Genomic DNA, 16,206 nt, shown 5'->3' with positions numbered 1-16,206 from the left:
CCAATTTTTCAATACCTTACACGAAAAACCGGAATCATTTCCTCAAACAAAAAAGCCGCTCTGTTACAGAGCGGCTTTTTGTAATTCTCAGCTTTAATATCAGCTGGCTTTTTTCTGCTTTGCAGCTGCTTTCTTCGCAGGCGCTGCAGCCGGTGCACTGGCAGCTTTTGCAGCAGCTTCATTGGCTGCGCGCTGATCTGCGCTCATCGGGCTGGTATCAACGACCGAGCGCACAGTACCATTGGCGCTGATGGTGCAGCGTGCATCGCGTGAATCCACTTTCAGGATTACATCTGTATTGCCGCCGCCGCCGGAGCGGCTGTCAACGGCAGTGATCACACGCTCAGGAATGAAATAGCGGTTTGCAGCCGCTGTAATGCACGGATTGGCCAGCTCAGGAGCCACATTGCTGCGTACCAGCTGCGGGAAGCTTGGCAGCTGTGCTGCAACCGGTGCCGGAGCCTGTGCAGCGGCTGTGGTCGGCGCAGTCGTTGTTGTGCCTGATGTGGTTGTACAGGCGGCAACCAGCGGAGCAAACATTGCCAATAGTACCAAACGTTTTGCGTTACCCGTGCTGGTGCGCATTACATGCCTCATTTTTATAAAACAGATGATAACTCTGTGAAATCTTCACATTTTCTGAGCCGAAACTATTCGGTTTTTCTGAAATGTCGAGTGGCAGCACGGTCACACTGGTAAACAATCCTTCATGCTCCACAAACAAAACGCTTAGGGTTGCCTTTTACCTTTGCGTCATCATGGCGCTTTACTCGCCAGCCAGTTCAATGCAACCCGCCAGTCAGTCATACGGATCGGTGTACCGTGATTGCCGGTCTCATAACGATGCATCACCACCGGATATCCGCCCTTGGCTTTCCGCAACGAGCGATAAAAGGCTTCCTGACTATCAATGGCAAAAACCGGATCACGGCTGCCATGACTTAGGAACACCGGTATTTTGCGCTTAAACGCAGCACTCTTGCGAAACTCATCATCCCAGAGCGAGCCGAGCAGTGCCAGCCCGTCAATTTGCGTTGAGGCATTTGCATCGGATGCCAGCTGCCAGCATAAGACGCCCCCTGCTGAACCACAGGTAACAAACACTTTGGCCTTTGGTGCGTTTTGTTTTGCAACTGCAATCAATCCGGCAATTTCGGCAGTGCCCTTAGCAGCAAAATCGGAAAAGTCAGGCACCAGATAAACACCACCGGTCTGTGTGACCAGATTTTTCAGCCGGTTGAAATTCCCGCCAAAGGTAAAATCATTCACGCCCTGATGACGGCTGCCACCCTTGCCATGCAGATAGAGCACAATCATCGAGGTCTGCGGTGTCAGCTTGCCAATCTGGTAGGTTTTGACCATACCGGCCGCAGTCTGCACAGTCAGGTCTTTCTGCTGTGCACGTATTTTCAGCGAGACATATTTATCCTGAACGCGCTTTTCAACAATCGTATCGCGCCCGTTGATGTCGCGCATTTCATCATAATCAAGAATGAGATAATTGCCGCTATCCGCGCTTTTCAACACGGTTTGCGCAGAAAACAGGTCATCCTTAAACGGTGAAACAGACGGCTGACCATAGGCCATGCCGGACGCGAACAAACCAGCAGCCAGAACCATCACGCCCGCAGGCCGCAATGAATTACGTAAAATTCCCACTGCAATCTCCCTTTGCAGCCTCCCCTTTTAGTCCTTGAGCATTCCTATAATAAAAATACCCGCGCGCAGAGTGCTGCGCACGGGCTTCATTGTCAAACCATGTCTTTGTTAATTAACAGGCTTCAGATTTTAAGCTGATGATAGGCGCGGTTGAGATAAACCAGCGCTTCATTACCGTCAGCCTGTGACTGCTCTGCCGAAATCTGGCGTAGCGCCAGCACTTCCCCGAACAGCACATGATGCGTTGCATGATCCTGACAGGAGATAATTTTGCAATCGAGGCTTGCCAGTGCATTTTTCAGCACCGGTGAACCGGTCTGAAGCGTATCCCACTCACCCAATGCAAAACGCTCACCCATTGTCAGCTGATTGCGACCGGCAAAAGCTTCCGCGAGATCTTTCTGCCCTGCATGAAGTACATTGAAAGCAAAGACACCGTTTTCAATAAACATCAAATTATCAGTATGAATGCGCTGCAAGCAGATCAAAATCGTTGCCGGATTGTCTGAGACCGAGCAACCGGCAGAAAGCGTCAGAGCACGGCGCCCTGCAGGTCCGTCTGTCGTTACAATATTAACCGCACCGGCAAACTGGCTCATCGCATTGCGATAACTCAACGGATCCACGGCCTGATTTGTCGTCACGATAGACTTCACCATATTCATCTGCGTCGCTCTGTTTGTATAAATGCGTATAGATTTAGCACACCCTTACACGTCCGGTGCGCGTTTTACAGCATCATGTGTCTCATTTCGGCAATCAAATGACAGTGATGTCAGATTTTGCAACTCATAAAAACTAAATCCTGAGTTTACAGCGGTTCCAGTTAAGACTGAATCGTTGGAACCGCCGTAACTATTTGCTTTTACGCATTATCCGACGCAAAACCGCTTCGCACTTTTACTGGAAATGCTATAATACTCATTTTAAAGCACATCCCGAAAACTGCGAAGCGGATTTCGGAACAAGATGTACACCACAATAAATAGTTAGAGCATTTCCAATGCTTCAATCAAAACAGGAACTGTTCTAACGACAGATTATCTGCCCTCTCCTGCAAACTTATGCCATTGCAAGCGGATACAGAACATTCTACCTCTGGTGCAGGATCTTTTATTCATCAGGGTTGTACATAAACGCATGAGACTGGTCGCCAAATTTTGCTGTCTTTTTACAGGACTGAGCGTTCTGACAACGGGTTATGCCTACGGACAGGCAAATACTGATGATAAGCTGCAGAAGATCGCTGTCGTCGCCCCGTTTGAAGGCCCTTATGCCGTTTTGGCGCAGCAAATCCGGCTTGGAACCGAGGCGGCAAAATTACAAAATCAATATCCGGTCAGCCTTGTTTATATGCAGGAAGCTTGCAAAGCCGATCAGGATGCAGCCACGGCAGAAAAAATCCGGCAGGCCAATATCAAATATGTCATCGGCTATCTGTGCAGTGAATCGCTGGAAGGCGCTGCACCGGTTTTGGAACAGGACGGCATTGCCATCCTCAGCCTCGGCAGCCGCCAACCGATCCTTCAGGAGCAGGAAAACAGACAGAACTTAGGTATTTTCCGCCTCACTCCGGATCGCAAGCTCGCAGCTAATGTTCTTGCGGATAAGCTCGCACCTCAATGGCAGAAGACACCTTTCGCTCTGCTGGAAGATGGCACTGTGCAGGGACGTGACTTTGCGCGAACAATCCTGCAGGCATTGAAAGCCCGTGGTCTGGAGCCTGCCCTAAACGACACTTACCGCCCTGCCCAGACCTCGCAAAATGCTTTAATCGCCCAACTGAAACGCGCCGGTATCAACCATATCCTGCTTGGCGGTGAAGGGGATGATGCTGCAATAATTGCCCGTAGTGCTGCAGCAGCAGGCTGGCCATTGACCATTGCCGGTACGGAAAGCCTGTTGCGCTTCGATCCGCAAAACCCTCTGCCAGTCGGTTTGCTAATGAGCGGCCTACCGGACATGTCAATGCAAGCTTCGGCTGAGGGTGCCGTTAAAGCCATATCAGCGCTGGCACAAAAACAAACAGATACCGGTGACATGCTGGCTGATGGCTATGCGCTACCAGCCTATAGCGCCGTGCAAATTGTAGCGCAGGCATTGGCGGATCAATCCAATCCACCGAAACAACCGGCTGAAATCCTGCGCAGCACACAATTTGACACAGCCATTGGCGCTGTCAGCTTTTCGCCGGCAGGCTTGCGAAAACAAAACCCGTACCGGCTGATGCGCTATAACGGTAAGGACTTCGAGCCGGTCGAATAAAAATTACAGAGGAGGAATGGCAATGACACAACCGGCTAAGGGAACATCCGGTTCGCATCGATCCGGCAAGCGCAATCTCATTACCGATGTCGCGGGACTTCGCGTCGGTAATGCGCAGGATGATCATATCAAAACCGGTGTCACCGCCATTCTCTGTGATTGTGCCACAACCGCCGCCGTTCAGGTTTTAGGCGGCGCTCCCGGTGCACGGGAAACCGATTTGCTGGAACCGCATAATACAGTGCAGACAATCAATGCGATTGTGCTTTCCGGTGGTTCGGCTTTCGGACTGGATGCTGCTTCCGGCGTACAAGCCTATCTGCGCGAGCGTAAAATCGGTTTTGAGGCAGCCGGTCATCATATTCCCATTGTGCCCTCTGCCATCCTTTTTGATATGCATAATGGCGGCAATAAAGACTGGGGGCGCTACCCGCCCTATCGTGAGCTCGGCTATCAGGCCGCAGACAGTGCTGCGGAGGACTTTGCCCTTGGCAGTTGTGGTGCCGGAGCCGGTGCATTGGTCGCTGGTTTTAAAGGTGGTCTTGGCTCCGCGTCCCACATTCTGCTGAACGGCATCACAATGGGCGCACTGGTCGCCGTGAATGCAGTTGGCTCGGTGACGGTCGGCAGCGGCAAGCATTTCTGGGCTGCACCATTTGAGCTGAACAATGAATTTGGTGGGTTAGGCTATCCGCATCCACTGCCCGCTGACGCCACTGAGCTGCGAATTAAATTCCGTGATAGCGCCAGCGATGCTCCAGCTATGCCGCCACAAGCGAATACCACCATTGGGACAATCGCAACCGATGCAGTGCTCACCAAAGCACAGGCGAAGCGCCTCGCCATTACCGCCCATGATGGTTATTCACGCGCCATCTGGCCTGCACATACACCTTTTGACGGCGATCTGATCTTTGCACTCGCCACAGGTGCCAGCGGCATAGAGCCAACCGTTGAGGAATTTATCGATCTCTGCGCTTCCGCGGCCTCAACAATGGCACGTGCCGTAGCCCGTGGGGTTTATCTGGCAACGCCGCAAAAGAATGATCTCTTTCCATGCTGGAATGCAGGCTAGAGCGCCGTGTGCCATAGTTGGCACACAAAGGTCGCTCTAGCACTTTAAAATGAGAGCATAATTTCACCTTAAACTGATCCAAGTTTAAGGAATTATGCTCTAAAATAAAAAAGAGTACATCCGACGATGCGCTCTTATCCTATCTGTCATAGCAATTTTGATTAATTGTTATTCTGGCCAATATTCTGGCGACGCTCAAACAGTTCTTCCGGAGTAACATTGAGCTGCTCGATCACACGCGAGATCAAAGCACTTTCAGCCGGATGAATTTCATTATCCGCCTTTGCAATTGTCAGAAGGTGCCCGACCAGTGAATAACGACGCTCCGGCACCATTTCATTAAACAAAGCAGCAGCCTGCGTGCTGGTTGTTTCATAGGCATAGGTCTTCAGATAATCCGCCACTTCCGGCAGTTCTTCCGGCTTGATATCAAACTCATGCTGCATGATATGCAAAAGCGCGTTCATTTCAGCCGGATCTTTCTGCCCGTCGGCAAAAACCAGCCGCACCAGCAACAATAATTCAGAGACCAGAGCCGGATCTTCCGACAAGCGCTGTACAGCAGTCTTTTTGCTCAAATAAGCGCTGATACGCTCAAAAATCGTTTCACTCATCATTCGTCCCCGAAAAATGCATTCTTTTAAGAAATGCAGTGTTGGCAAGACTGTGACCAAATGACAAGCCCTCGCCCGCAATTCTTTAGATCTAACGCAGATTTAAAAAACAAAGCGGTTATCACTCGGCTGCATCTTGCACGGCAAACCGGCAATCTTTATGGATTGTTTTGCATTTTAGTTTGCTGCCTGCTTTGCCTCACTTTGCAAACCCGCTGCACAGTTCTGAACGGTTTCCCCATGTCTGCTTCCATTGATTCCATGCTTCTGCTGCTGGCCTTTGCCGGTTTTATTGCCGGTTTTATTGATGCTATTGCAGGCGGAGGCGGCATGATTACCGTTCCGACGCTGATGCTGGCCGGTATTCCGCCAGTCGAAGCACTGGGCACCAACAAGCTGCAATCCCTGTTTGGCTCGTCATCCGCCACGATTTCCTATGCGCGCAAAGGCCATGTGAACATCAAAGAGCAATGGCCGATGGCAGTTATGTCCGGTCTCGGCGCCGTACTCGGTGCCCTACTTGCCACCTATATTCCGGGCGATATGCTCTATGGCCTGCTGCCGGTTTTGTTGATTGCCATCGCACTCTATTTTGCTTTGAAGCCGAATGTTGGCGATGTCAGCCGTACACAGCGGATCAAGCCATTTCTGTTCGGTATGACTATTGTCCCGCTGATCGGCTTTTATGACGGCTTGTTTGGCCCGGGCACCGGTTCTTTCTTCATGTTATGCTTTGTGTCGCTGGCCGGCTTTGGCCTGCTTAAAGCAACCGCACACACCAAATTGCTGAACTTTGCTTCCAATTTCGGCAGCTTCCTAACCTTTCTGGCCTTTGGCGCAATCAACTGGAAGATCGGTCTGGTGATGGGCGCAGCACAGATGTTCGGTGCCACTGCCGGTGCGCATCTGGCTATGCGTGTTGGCGCAGGCCTGATTAAACCATTGCTGATTATCACCTGCGTCTTGCTGACAGTGCGCCTGCTTATGGAACCAACCAATCCGCTGCGTCTGTGGCTCGGTTTCTAAATCTTCAGGGTAAGCAGAATAACGCCACCGGCGATCAGCACAACGCCTGCCCAGTTGATCGCGGAGAGCTTTTCGCCAAGGAAAAGCACGCCGAAAATTGCCACCATAATGATTGATAATTTATCCACCGGTGCAACGCGTGCGGCATCACCGATTTTAAGTGCGCGGAAATAAGCAATCCACGATGCGCCGGTGGCAAGACCTGACAAGACCAGAAACACCCAGCTTTTCGCGGAGATATCCGAAGTCTTCTGCCACTGCCCGCTGATTGTCAAAAACAAACACAGCGCCGCAATAATCACCAATGTACGGATAAAGGTCGCAAAATCCGAATTAATACCGGCAATGCCCAGCTTGGCAAAAATTGCCGTGAGTGCCGCAAATGCCGCCGATACCAGCGCCCAGAACTGCCAGCTTTCCGTCATCATCTTTTCCTTAACTTGGATCAATCCGGCTTTTAATAAATAACCTTCTGAATTTTCTGAAGGTTTTAACAAGAATAACCGGTTTTCTCATCTTTAATTGCATTTCTGATGAGAAATAATCTGTATTGCAGGTGAAAAACAGCCAAAAAACTTCAATATTTACCAGTCATTAAACTCTTGATAACCGAACGGTAACGATGTGTCTTTAAAAGAGTGGATAAGAGACAGCGATGTCTCCTACTCCGGATCAGGTACTGCGTACCGGAGTTGTTATTTAATCTGCCGCGTTGAGTGAGGCAGATGAGCCAAGCGTATTTTGGCAATTACCGCGCAAGCTATTCAGCGACAGCGCGGTTTTTGCCGTCGCAAATATCGCTCCCGTTCAGGCCGTTACTTGTTGCTCTTGCCTGCCTCTCCCCAAGGCTTCATAATCCCATTTCAAGCCATCTTCCCGACGTCTCCGCTGGAAGCGATCGCATAACTGCATTCAAGTATTAAATATCCCTATTTTCAATTTAAAATTCAAAAATATTATTAAAATTCAAACAGATAAAAACAAACCTTGAATCAATTTCATAGAATTCAGAATAATCAAAAGCAAAATTAATCCGACAAAAACAGTCTTCTTTAAAATCTCCAATACAGCGCAATTATTGAATTCTTCAACACTGAAATAATCGTCTTTTCCGGCAACAAATAAACAAATGTCGTTAATTCGTTACAGTTCGTCGTTGAGGAACCGCACAGTTTCCTCCTTAAAATATTGCATATAGGCAGTGAAAAATAACTGTTTCCGGCACCGGTGCCACCGGACACAGAAAATAACCGGCACCACGGGGAACAGGAGAATAAACATGAAGAGGCTTCTTGCTTCAACTATTCTTGCCGCCGGAATTTTCAGCGCTTCCGGCCTGATATCCGCCTCTGCACAAGCTGCCGAATGCGGTGATGTCACCATCTCCAATATGAACTGGCAGTCTGCCGAACTGCTTTCCAATCTTGATAAAATCATTCTGACCGCCGGCTATGGCTGTAATGCCGAGATTGTTGTCGGCGATACAGTGCCAACCATCACCTCCATGGTGGAAAAAGGTCAGCCGGATATCGCGCCGGAAGGCTGGGTCGATTTGTTGCCGGATATTGTCAAACAAGGTTTTGATGATGGCAAAATCATCGCCCTGTCTGAATCTCTGCCTGACGGTGGTGAACAGGGCTGGTGGATTCCGAAATATATTGCCGATAAAAATCCTGATCTGAAAACCTTTGATGATCTGTTGAAACATCCCGATCTTTTCCCTGATCCGGAAAACCCGTCCAAAGGTGCTATTTATAATGGTGCGCCAGGTTGGGGCGGAACGGTCGTCACCAGTCAGTTCTACAAGGCATTTGAATTTGAAAAAGCCGGTTTCAATCTGATTGATACCGGATCGGCAGCCGGTCTTGACGGCGCTATTGCCAAAGCCAATGAGCGTAATGAGCCAATTGTCGCCTTTTATTGGGCACCAACCGCTCTGCTTGGCAAATATGACATGGTCATGCTGAAAACCGGCCATGACATTGATGAGGCCGAGTGGAAGCGCTGCAATACAGTGCTTGATTGCCCTGATCCGAAGAAAAACGGCTGGCCGAAAGACCGCGTGGAAACACTTGTTACCAAGAAGTTCTCCGACCGTGCCGGCCCTGCTCTTGATTATCTGAAAAACCGTTCATGGTCGAACGACACGCTGAACAAGCTGCTCGCATGGATGACTGATAATCAGGCAACCGGTGAGCAGGCAGCCGTTCACTTCCTGAAAACACAGGAGGATATGTGGACAAAATGGGTGCCTGCCGATGTTGCGGAGAAAGTAAAAGCCGCAATCTGACCAGCCAATCCAACCTGTCCGGTGCTCAATACCGGACAGGCATTGCCTCCGGATATCCTGTCAAAATTCACACAGAACCGTATGCCTGCCCGATCACCGGCTTTGCCGCTGTCAGGGGCGATTGAAGTGCAGAAACGCAGATATTTTCATGGCTCAGCGGCACATAATTGCGCTGGTTCCGCCTGAAAATAAAAGGAGAACAGACGCTTTATGGACTGGCTGTACCGCTTCCCCAATCTCGACAATGCTACGCTCACCAATCTCAAAAAAGCGATTGACGAGACATTTCGCAATTTTACCCGTGCTTACGGGGATGCCATTGAGGGCTTCTTCAATCCGCTGCAATATTTCCTGATTCAGGCTGAGCGTTTTATGACCGGCACACCATGGCCGGTGATCCTGTTGCTTATTGCTGCGATTGCATGGTTCTCCAGCCGCAGCATCAAAATCACCATCGGCTCCGTCATCACATTGTTTATCATCGGTTATCTCGGCATGTGGGAAGATACGATGAAAACCATCTCGATGATTTTCGTCTGTACTGTCATTGCCATTCTGGTCGGCATTCCGACCGGCATTCTGATGGCTAAATCCAACCGGCTGCAAAGCGTTATCAGCCCTGTGCTGGATATTATGCAGACCATGCCGAGCTTCGTTTATCTTATTCCGGTGGTGATGCTGCTTGGTATCGGTCGTGTTCCGGGGCTGATCGCTGTGGTGATCTATGCCATTCCGCCGATTATCCGCCTCACCAATCTCGGCATCCGGCAGGTTGACCGCGATGTTCTGGAAGCCGCCGATGCTTTTGGCTCCTCGCCATGGCAGAAACTGAAAAATGTGCAGCTGCCGCTGGCTCTGCCAACCATTATGGCAGGAATCAACCAGACAATCATGATGGCGCTGGCCATGGTCGTCATTGCCTCGATGATTGGTGTGCAGGGTCTCGGACAACCGGTACTTAAAGCGATTTCCAACCAGTATTTCACGCTGGGTATTTTCAACGGCATGGCCATTGTCGGCATCGCTATTATTTTCGACCGCATCAGTCAGGCTTACGGCGCAAGACTGCAGAAACATCTGGAGATCACCCATGGCCAATAATCCTGCTTCATCGGCTTCGGAACAGCCTGCGGCTGGTATCTCCATCCGCAATCTCTACAAAATCTTTGGTCATGACCCGAAAGCCTTTGTGCAACTGGTCAAAGACGGCATGACCAAAGCCGAGCTTAACGACAAACACGGCCATATTCTGGGGCTGCGCGATATTAATATCGACATGCCGGCAGGTGGTATTCAGGTGGTGATGGGGCTGTCCGGCTCCGGAAAATCCACCCTCATCCGCCATATTAACCGGTTGATTGACCCGACCAGCGGAGAGTTGCTGGTCGGCGATGAAGATGTTGTCACCATGTCTCCCGTACAGTTACGGGAATTCCGTCGGCACAAGACTGCGATGGTGTTTCAAAAATTCGCACTGCTGCCGCACCGTACAGTTTTGGAAAATACCGTTTACGGGTTGGAAATTCAGGGCGTGCCGCGCGCTAAACAGCTGGAAGAAGCCCATCGCTGGATTGAGCGTGTTGGCCTCAAAGGTTTTGAAGCCAAATATCCAAACCAGCTTTCCGGCGGCATGCAGCAGCGTGTCGGCCTTGCCCGCGCGCTCACTAATGATGCACCGATCCTGCTGATGGATGAGGCCTTTTCCGCGCTCGATCCGCTCATTCGTGTCGATATGCAAACTGTGCTGCTCGACTTACAGAAAGAAATCAAAAAGACCATCGTTTTCATTACGCATGATCTTGATGAGGCACTGCGCCTTGGTGACCGGATTGCAATTCTGCGTGACGGCGAGATCATCCAACAAGGCACGGGGCAGGATATCGTGCTCAGTCCGGCCGATGCCTATATTGAAAGCTTTGTGCAGGAGGTTAATCGCGGGCGCGTTATCCGTGTCGATACAATCATGTCAGCGCCACAAGGTGATAGCAGCAATCTGCCGGTGATCCGTTTTGATTGCCTGCTGGAAGAAGCCATGCGCAAACTGGTTGAGGAACAGGCAGAGCAGATTAATATCTGCTGTGAAAAAGGCACGATCATCGGCCAGACATCTGTCGGCTCCGTGATGGCAGCTATGGTAAGACGCTGAACATCAAAAATATTTTTATGCAATAAACCCGCATTGCTAAAGCAATGCGGGTTTTATTTTTAATTAAAATAGCAATTTATTCAATTGTCTGCTGCACAGCGCGGCCGGTATCTTTCACGTCTTTGCCCACACCGCGCACAGTATTCGCGCAGGCAGCAAGAGCAAAAGCACACACAACAAGTACAAGCGGGGTAAATACAGAAGTCTTCATCAATTTATCTCCCAAAAACATAACCGGAAAGGCTGTCCTGTTTTCAACCCTGAGCTGCTTTACTGAAATATTTCAAACCTCAGACAGCACAGATGCGCATCAACAGACAAAACAGTCTCATTCTTATGAACGCATAACGGCCCGCTATGGTTGCACAATAAAATCATATTTTGAGAAGGATGAAGCTCTTTTCCTGCGCGTAGCGACGGGAGAAAATCGTTTCCGGTACACATCATATACCGTTCGCGACATATTTATAATTTATAGCCATTCTAAGATTACAAAAAATCTGCTTTTGCGCGCCATTTTTCGATATCAAAATACCATTTAGCGACAGGCATTTGGCCGCACTTCCCTAACTGCGAAGAATATGTCTCAATACCGATATCCTGATTGCGTCGTCTGTATGGGACAGAGATAAGGCGTAACAAGATATCAACGATACAAAGTAGTGACGACAACAACAGAGGCCGCTTTTGCGGGGAGATTATCCTTCAGGATGAGATCCGTTTTCTCTCTGCTCAGTCCGGTGCTGCTTAAAATAAATAATTGAGCATTTTGCCTCAGGCAAAACAGCTCTGAATATGCGGGAACACGGCCATGAATGATAAAGCGCGGCTTAAGCGGTCTATTGTCTTTTTTCTGGTACCAAATTTTTCGATGATTGCCTTTGCCACGGCGATTGAGCCGTTGCGCATAGCCAATCGTATGCTGGGCTATGAGGCCTATCGCTGGCGCTTAGCGTCTGCAGACGGCAAGCCGGTTATGGCCTCCAGCGACATTGAGTTTTCCGCCAATACTTCGCTGGATGATGAGCGCCGTAACCTGATCGGTGAAAACCGCCCCAGCATGGTCTTTGTCTGCTCCGGCGTGAATGTGGAGAGCTACCAGAATAAGTCCGCACTGGCATGGCTGCGCGAATCCTATAATCGCGGTATTTCCGTCGGTGGCCTGTGTACCGGTGCTCATATTCTGGCCACCGCAGGGCTGCTGTCCGGCAAACGCTGTGCGATCCATTGGGAGAACCTGCCGGGTTTTTCTGAAGCCTTTCCGAAGGCTGAGGTCTATGCGGATCTGTTTGAGGTCGACAGTAATCTCTATACCTGTGCAGGCGGCACTGCGGCATTGGATATGATGCTGAAACTGATCGGCGATGACTTCGACGAAAATCTGGTCAACAGCATCTGCGAACAGGCTCTGACTGACCGTGTACGCAAACCGCATGACCGTCAGCGTCTGCCACTGCGTGCACGTCTGGGCGTTCAGAATTCCAAAGTGCTGTCTATCATTGAAATGATGGAAGGCTGCCTTACCGAGCCGCTGTCACTGCTGGATGTTGCTGGTAATGTCGGTCTGTCGCGCCGCCAGATAGAGCGCTTGTTCCGTCAGGAAATGGGACGTTCCCCTGCCCGCTATTATCTGGAAATCCGCCTTGACCGCGCCCGTCACTTGCTGATCCAATCCTCAATGCCGGTGGTTGAAGTTGCCGTTGCCTGCGGCTTTGTCTCTGCCTCGCATTTCTCCAAATGCTACCGCGAGCTTTATGGCCGCTCACCCCAGCAGGAACGTGCCGACAGAAAACAACTCATTGCTGCGTAATTCCATATAAAAGGCCGGTTGAACCGGCCTTTTTCTTTGCCTGTCTTTGATACCGCTACTATCAATCCGCACATAAAAACCACCGGCACTTCGTGAGAAATGCCGGTGGTTTTTATTTCAGTGCCTGAAACTTATCCCCGCAGACGCTCATTCTCCGGATCAAATGGCGATTCAGGAATAATCGTTACTTTATAGTCTTTGCCCAGAATGCTGATTTCCAGCTCTGTGCCGACTGCGGAATATTCCGGCTTCACCATAGCCAGTGCAATGCTCTTGTTGAGACGCCATGCAAAACCGCCATTGGTTGCACGTCCAACCAGCTTGCCGTCCTTATGGATCGCTTCAGAGCCGCGGGCATCGGCATCATCAACACCATGAACCTCAAGTGTCACGAAATTCCAGCGCAAGCCTTTTTCCTGAGCAGCAACCACGGCGTCACGACCGATAAACTCGCCCTTACTCGGATGAACAAAACGATCTAATCCGGATTCAAGAGCATTATATTCAACGGACATTTCACGCGGGATCAGGCGATAGGACTTTTCAAGCCCCATCGAAGACATGGCGCGGATACCAAACGGTTTAATACCAAACTCCGCCCCTGCTTCCATCACCAGATCATAGATCGTGTTCTGCTGCTCAATCGGATGATGCAGTTCCCAACCCAGTTCGCCGACAAAGTTAACACGCAGAGCATGGGCGGTTGCGGTGCCGACACTGATTTCCTTACCTGTCAGCCAAGGGAAATCCGCATTGGACAGGCTGGTGCGGGTCAGCTTCTGCAAGACTTTACGGCTGTTTGGCCCTGCAAGAACCAGCACACCATATTTCTGCGTGATCGGGCGCAGAGTGACCGAACCATCCTTTGGTGCAAGCTTATAGAGATAATCGTGATCAATATTCTCATAGGCACCGGCAGATACCAGATAAAATGTGCCGGGCTTCCACTCATAAACGGTGAACTCACTCTGCACGCCACCCTGCGGTGTCAGCAAATGGCTCAGCGCCACACGGCCTTGCTTCTTCGGCACACGGTTGGCCAGAATGCTTTCCAGCCACTGGCGGGCACCGGAGCCTGTCACTTCCATCTTGGCGAAAGCGGACATATCCAGCAGGCCGACATTATTGGTGACATTCTTCACCTCATTGCCGACATGCTCAAAATAATTCGAGCGGCGGAATGACCAGAGTTCCTGTATTTTGCCATTGGCATCCGGATCAGGATGGTTCTGATTAAGCAGCACATCCGGTTTGTCGAGCGAAGCCACATCAATGGCATAACCCTCCGGCGCAAACCAGTTGGCACGTTCCCAGCCATAGACAGAACCGAACACACCACCCAGCGCCTTCTGGCGGTCATAGGACGGCGAGCGCTTCAGCGGACGGGCACCACCGCGTTCTTCATCAGGATAATGAACAGAGAACACATCGGCATAGGCTTCTTCAGCTTTTTCTTTGAGATAACCTTCCGTGACATAAGGGCCGAAACGACGCGGATCAACACCCATCATATCAATCGACGGTTCCCCCTCGACAATCCACTCTGCCAGCTGCCAGCCAGCACCACCGGCGGCAGTCACACCAAAAGAATGGCCTTCGTTGAGCCAAAAATTCTTCAGACCCGGCGCCGGGCCAATAATCGGATTACCATCCGGGGTATAGGCAATCGCGCCGTTATAGACTTTCTTGATACCCACTTCACCAAAGGCCGGAACACGTGCAATCGCGGTTTCGATATAAGGCATCAGGCGTTCGAGGTCTTCCTGAAACAGCTCATATTCGCTTTCATCAGAAGGGCCGTCCTGATAGCAAACCGGTGCGCCGATCTCGTAAGGCCCGAGCAGCAAACCGCCATTTTCCTCGCGCATATACCATGAGCTGTCGCTCTCGCGCAGCACGCCCATTTCCGGCAGGCCTTTGGCCTTGCGCTCCATCACCGCCGGATGCGGTTCGGTCACAATATACTGGTGTTCGACCGGCACCACAGGCACAGTCAGACCTACCATCTTACCGGTTTTCGCAGCAAAGCTACCCGAGGCTGATACAACATGATCGGCGGTAATATCGCCCTTATCGGTTTTGACCAACCACTTACCATCCGGTAATTGCTCAATATCTGTCACAGCTGTGTAGCGATAAATTGTAGCGCCCATATCACGGGCGCCTTTGGCCAGTGCCTGTGTCAAATCGGCAGGCTGAATATAGCCATCATCCGGATGCTGGATCGCCCCGAGAATACCGTCTGTCTCTGCCAGCGGCCAAACCTCTTTGACCTCATCCGGCGTCAGCAGTTTAACCGGCACGCCAATGGTTTCGGCAACGCTGGCATAATACATATATTCATCCCAGCGGTCTTTGGTACGCGCCAAACGAATATTGGTGCAATTGCTGAAGCCGACATTCAGGCCGGTTTCTTCCTGCAGTTCCTGATAGAATTTGACGGAATATTTATGGATCTGCCCAACCGAATAACTCAGGTTAAACAATGGCAAAAGCCCTGCCGCATGCCATGTCGAACCGGAAGTAAGTTCTTTGCGCTCAATCAGCACAGAATCTGTCCAGCCTTTTTTCGCCAGATGATAGAGCGTTGATACGCCTACCACACCGCCACCAATAACCACCGCACGGGCATGGGTCTTCATGAAATCTATTCCTCTGAACCGACAATGCCGCGTCTCCTGAGGAAAGCGGTCCGGCACTGCATCACTCTGAAACAGCCTGTTATTTCAGTGCCTTCAACCGGCACAGCAACAACGTGGCAGGGCGCAAATCTCCCGTTACAAGCACTCCTCCCAAGGTAGGCCCGCAGCCGGTTTCGCTTACTATGCTGCCAGTTCAATGCGTTGTAAGGTCTGTTTGCGACACAGCCGAAAAGCGCCGCGACGCAGCCTCTGATCCGCAAAATTTTGCGTAATAAAAAAGCCGCAACGGTGATGACCATTGCGGCTTTTTATTTAATCTCTTAGGCTTTCAGCACTTACTTATGGGTGCCGCCGCCATTCAGAATGGTAATGGCTTCATTACCGGTCAGCGCCTCACGGTCACCATTCGGAAAAGTCACGAAACAACCGCTCGGGCAGATCGTTACTTTTTCACCCGGCTGCACTGTTACCTGCTGCTTGGTAGAACCTTCTGTGACCACAAGCGTTTGCGCGGTGCTGTCACTGTTCAGAACGGATGCAGCTAAGGCGGACACTGATCCGGCCAGAATAGTTGCAACCATTACAAGGCTGCCAAATCCGGTTTTTTTGATATTCACCATAGCACTCCTCAATCCCTGAACTCTGATACACATAAATGGCCTGTCATCAGTCACATTTT

Annotated in this window: 15 protein-coding genes; 7 read left to right on the top strand and 8 right to left on the bottom strand. The window is 50.6% G+C overall.

From position 1 onward, the window contains the following. Nucleotides 1-99: 99 nt before the first annotated feature. From DFR47_RS13080 to DFR47_RS13070, 3 genes are all read right to left on the bottom strand, one after another. Nucleotides 100-585, bottom strand: a complete 486-nt coding sequence (locus tag DFR47_RS13080; RefSeq protein ID WP_162930513.1) for a hypothetical protein — start codon at nt 583-585, stop codon at nt 100-102. Nucleotides 586-756: 171 nt separating this feature from the next. Further along, on the bottom strand, nt 757-1,620 hold the full coding sequence (locus tag DFR47_RS13075) for an alpha/beta hydrolase (RefSeq protein ID WP_113944849.1): 864 nt from the start codon (nt 1,618-1,620) through the stop codon (nt 757-759). A 161-nt stretch (nt 1,621-1,781) separates the two neighbouring features. Then, a complete protein-coding gene (locus DFR47_RS13070; RefSeq protein WP_113944848.1) occupies nt 1,782-2,324 on the bottom strand; it encodes a flavin reductase family protein in 543 nt (180 codons plus the stop codon). A gap of 475 nt (nt 2,325-2,799) precedes the next feature. On the opposite strand from DFR47_RS13070, the gene DFR47_RS13065 reads away from it, so the two are divergent. Next, on the top strand, nt 2,800-3,924 hold the full coding sequence (locus DFR47_RS13065) for an ABC transporter substrate-binding protein (protein ID WP_113944847.1): 1,125 nt from the start codon (nt 2,800-2,802) through the stop codon (nt 3,922-3,924). Nucleotides 3,925-3,946: 22 nt separating this feature from the next. Next, a complete protein-coding gene (locus DFR47_RS13060) occupies nt 3,947-4,999 on the top strand; it encodes a P1 family peptidase (protein WP_113945012.1) in 1,053 nt (350 codons plus the stop codon). 161 nt (nt 5,000-5,160) lie between these two features. Here DFR47_RS13060 and DFR47_RS13055 read toward each other — a convergent pair whose 3' ends face one another. Then, nucleotides 5,161-5,613 (bottom strand): tellurite resistance TerB family protein, encoded by a 453-nt coding sequence (locus DFR47_RS13055; RefSeq protein ID WP_113944846.1) that lies wholly within the window; start codon nt 5,611-5,613, stop codon nt 5,161-5,163. A 240-nt stretch (nt 5,614-5,853) separates the two neighbouring features. Between DFR47_RS13055 and DFR47_RS13050 the strand changes: the two genes are divergently transcribed. Next, nucleotides 5,854-6,639 (top strand): TSUP family transporter, encoded by a 786-nt coding sequence (locus DFR47_RS13050; protein WP_113944845.1) that lies wholly within the window; start codon nt 5,854-5,856, stop codon nt 6,637-6,639. Here the strand turns inward: DFR47_RS13050 and DFR47_RS13045 are convergent. Next, nucleotides 6,636-7,064 carry an EamA family transporter gene (locus DFR47_RS13045; RefSeq protein ID WP_210207310.1) on the bottom strand — a complete coding sequence of 143 codons (429 nt, stop codon included), beginning with the start codon at nt 7,062-7,064 and terminating at the stop codon, nt 6,636-6,638. The two genes, DFR47_RS13050 and DFR47_RS13045, sit on opposite strands and share 4 nt — an antisense overlap. A gap of 854 nt (nt 7,065-7,918) precedes the next feature. Between DFR47_RS13045 and DFR47_RS13040 the strand changes: the two genes are divergently transcribed. The 3 genes from DFR47_RS13040 (at nt 7,919) to DFR47_RS13030 (ending at nt 11,075) form a co-directional block, all read left to right on the top strand. Continuing rightward, a complete protein-coding gene (locus DFR47_RS13040) occupies nt 7,919-8,929 on the top strand; it encodes an ABC transporter substrate-binding protein (RefSeq protein ID WP_113944843.1) in 1,011 nt (336 codons plus the stop codon). Between the two features lie 210 nt (nt 8,930-9,139). Continuing rightward, nucleotides 9,140-10,030 carry an ABC transporter permease gene (locus DFR47_RS13035; RefSeq protein ID WP_113944842.1) on the top strand — a complete coding sequence of 297 codons (891 nt, stop codon included), beginning with the start codon at nt 9,140-9,142 and terminating at the stop codon, nt 10,028-10,030. Further along, on the top strand, nt 10,020-11,075 hold the full coding sequence (locus DFR47_RS13030; protein ID WP_113944841.1) for a quaternary amine ABC transporter ATP-binding protein: 1,056 nt from the start codon (nt 10,020-10,022) through the stop codon (nt 11,073-11,075). Before DFR47_RS13035 ends, DFR47_RS13030 begins: the two co-directional genes overlap by 11 nt. 76 nt (nt 11,076-11,151) lie before the next feature. Here DFR47_RS13030 and DFR47_RS13025 read toward each other — a convergent pair whose 3' ends face one another. Beyond that, nucleotides 11,152-11,286, bottom strand: coding sequence for an entericidin A/B family lipoprotein (locus DFR47_RS13025; RefSeq protein WP_113945011.1), 135 nt, complete (start codon nt 11,284-11,286; stop codon nt 11,152-11,154). A gap of 600 nt (nt 11,287-11,886) precedes the next feature. Between DFR47_RS13025 and DFR47_RS13020 the strand changes: the two genes are divergently transcribed. After that, the gene (locus DFR47_RS13020) at nt 11,887-12,885 is read left to right on the top strand and encodes a GlxA family transcriptional regulator (RefSeq protein ID WP_113944840.1); all 999 of its coding nucleotides are present in this window, start codon (nt 11,887-11,889) and stop codon (nt 12,883-12,885) included. Nucleotides 12,886-13,016: 131 nt separating this feature from the next. Here the strand turns inward: DFR47_RS13020 and DFR47_RS13015 are convergent, their stop codons facing one another. Then, on the bottom strand, nt 13,017-15,527 hold the full coding sequence (locus DFR47_RS13015; RefSeq protein ID WP_113944839.1) for a GcvT family protein: 2,511 nt from the start codon (nt 15,525-15,527) through the stop codon (nt 13,017-13,019). A gap of 335 nt (nt 15,528-15,862) precedes the next feature. After that, nucleotides 15,863-16,147 (bottom strand): hypothetical protein, encoded by a 285-nt coding sequence (locus tag DFR47_RS13010; protein ID WP_374788313.1) that lies wholly within the window; start codon nt 16,145-16,147, stop codon nt 15,863-15,865. Nucleotides 16,148-16,206: the final 59 nt, after the last annotated feature.

This window comes from Pseudochrobactrum asaccharolyticum (genome assembly GCF_003314995.1).
Classification (GTDB): Bacteria; Pseudomonadota; Alphaproteobacteria; order Rhizobiales; family Rhizobiaceae; genus Pseudochrobactrum; species Pseudochrobactrum asaccharolyticum.
Note: the sequence above shows the minus strand (reverse complement) of the source record. Positions and strands in the feature narration are given on the sequence as shown.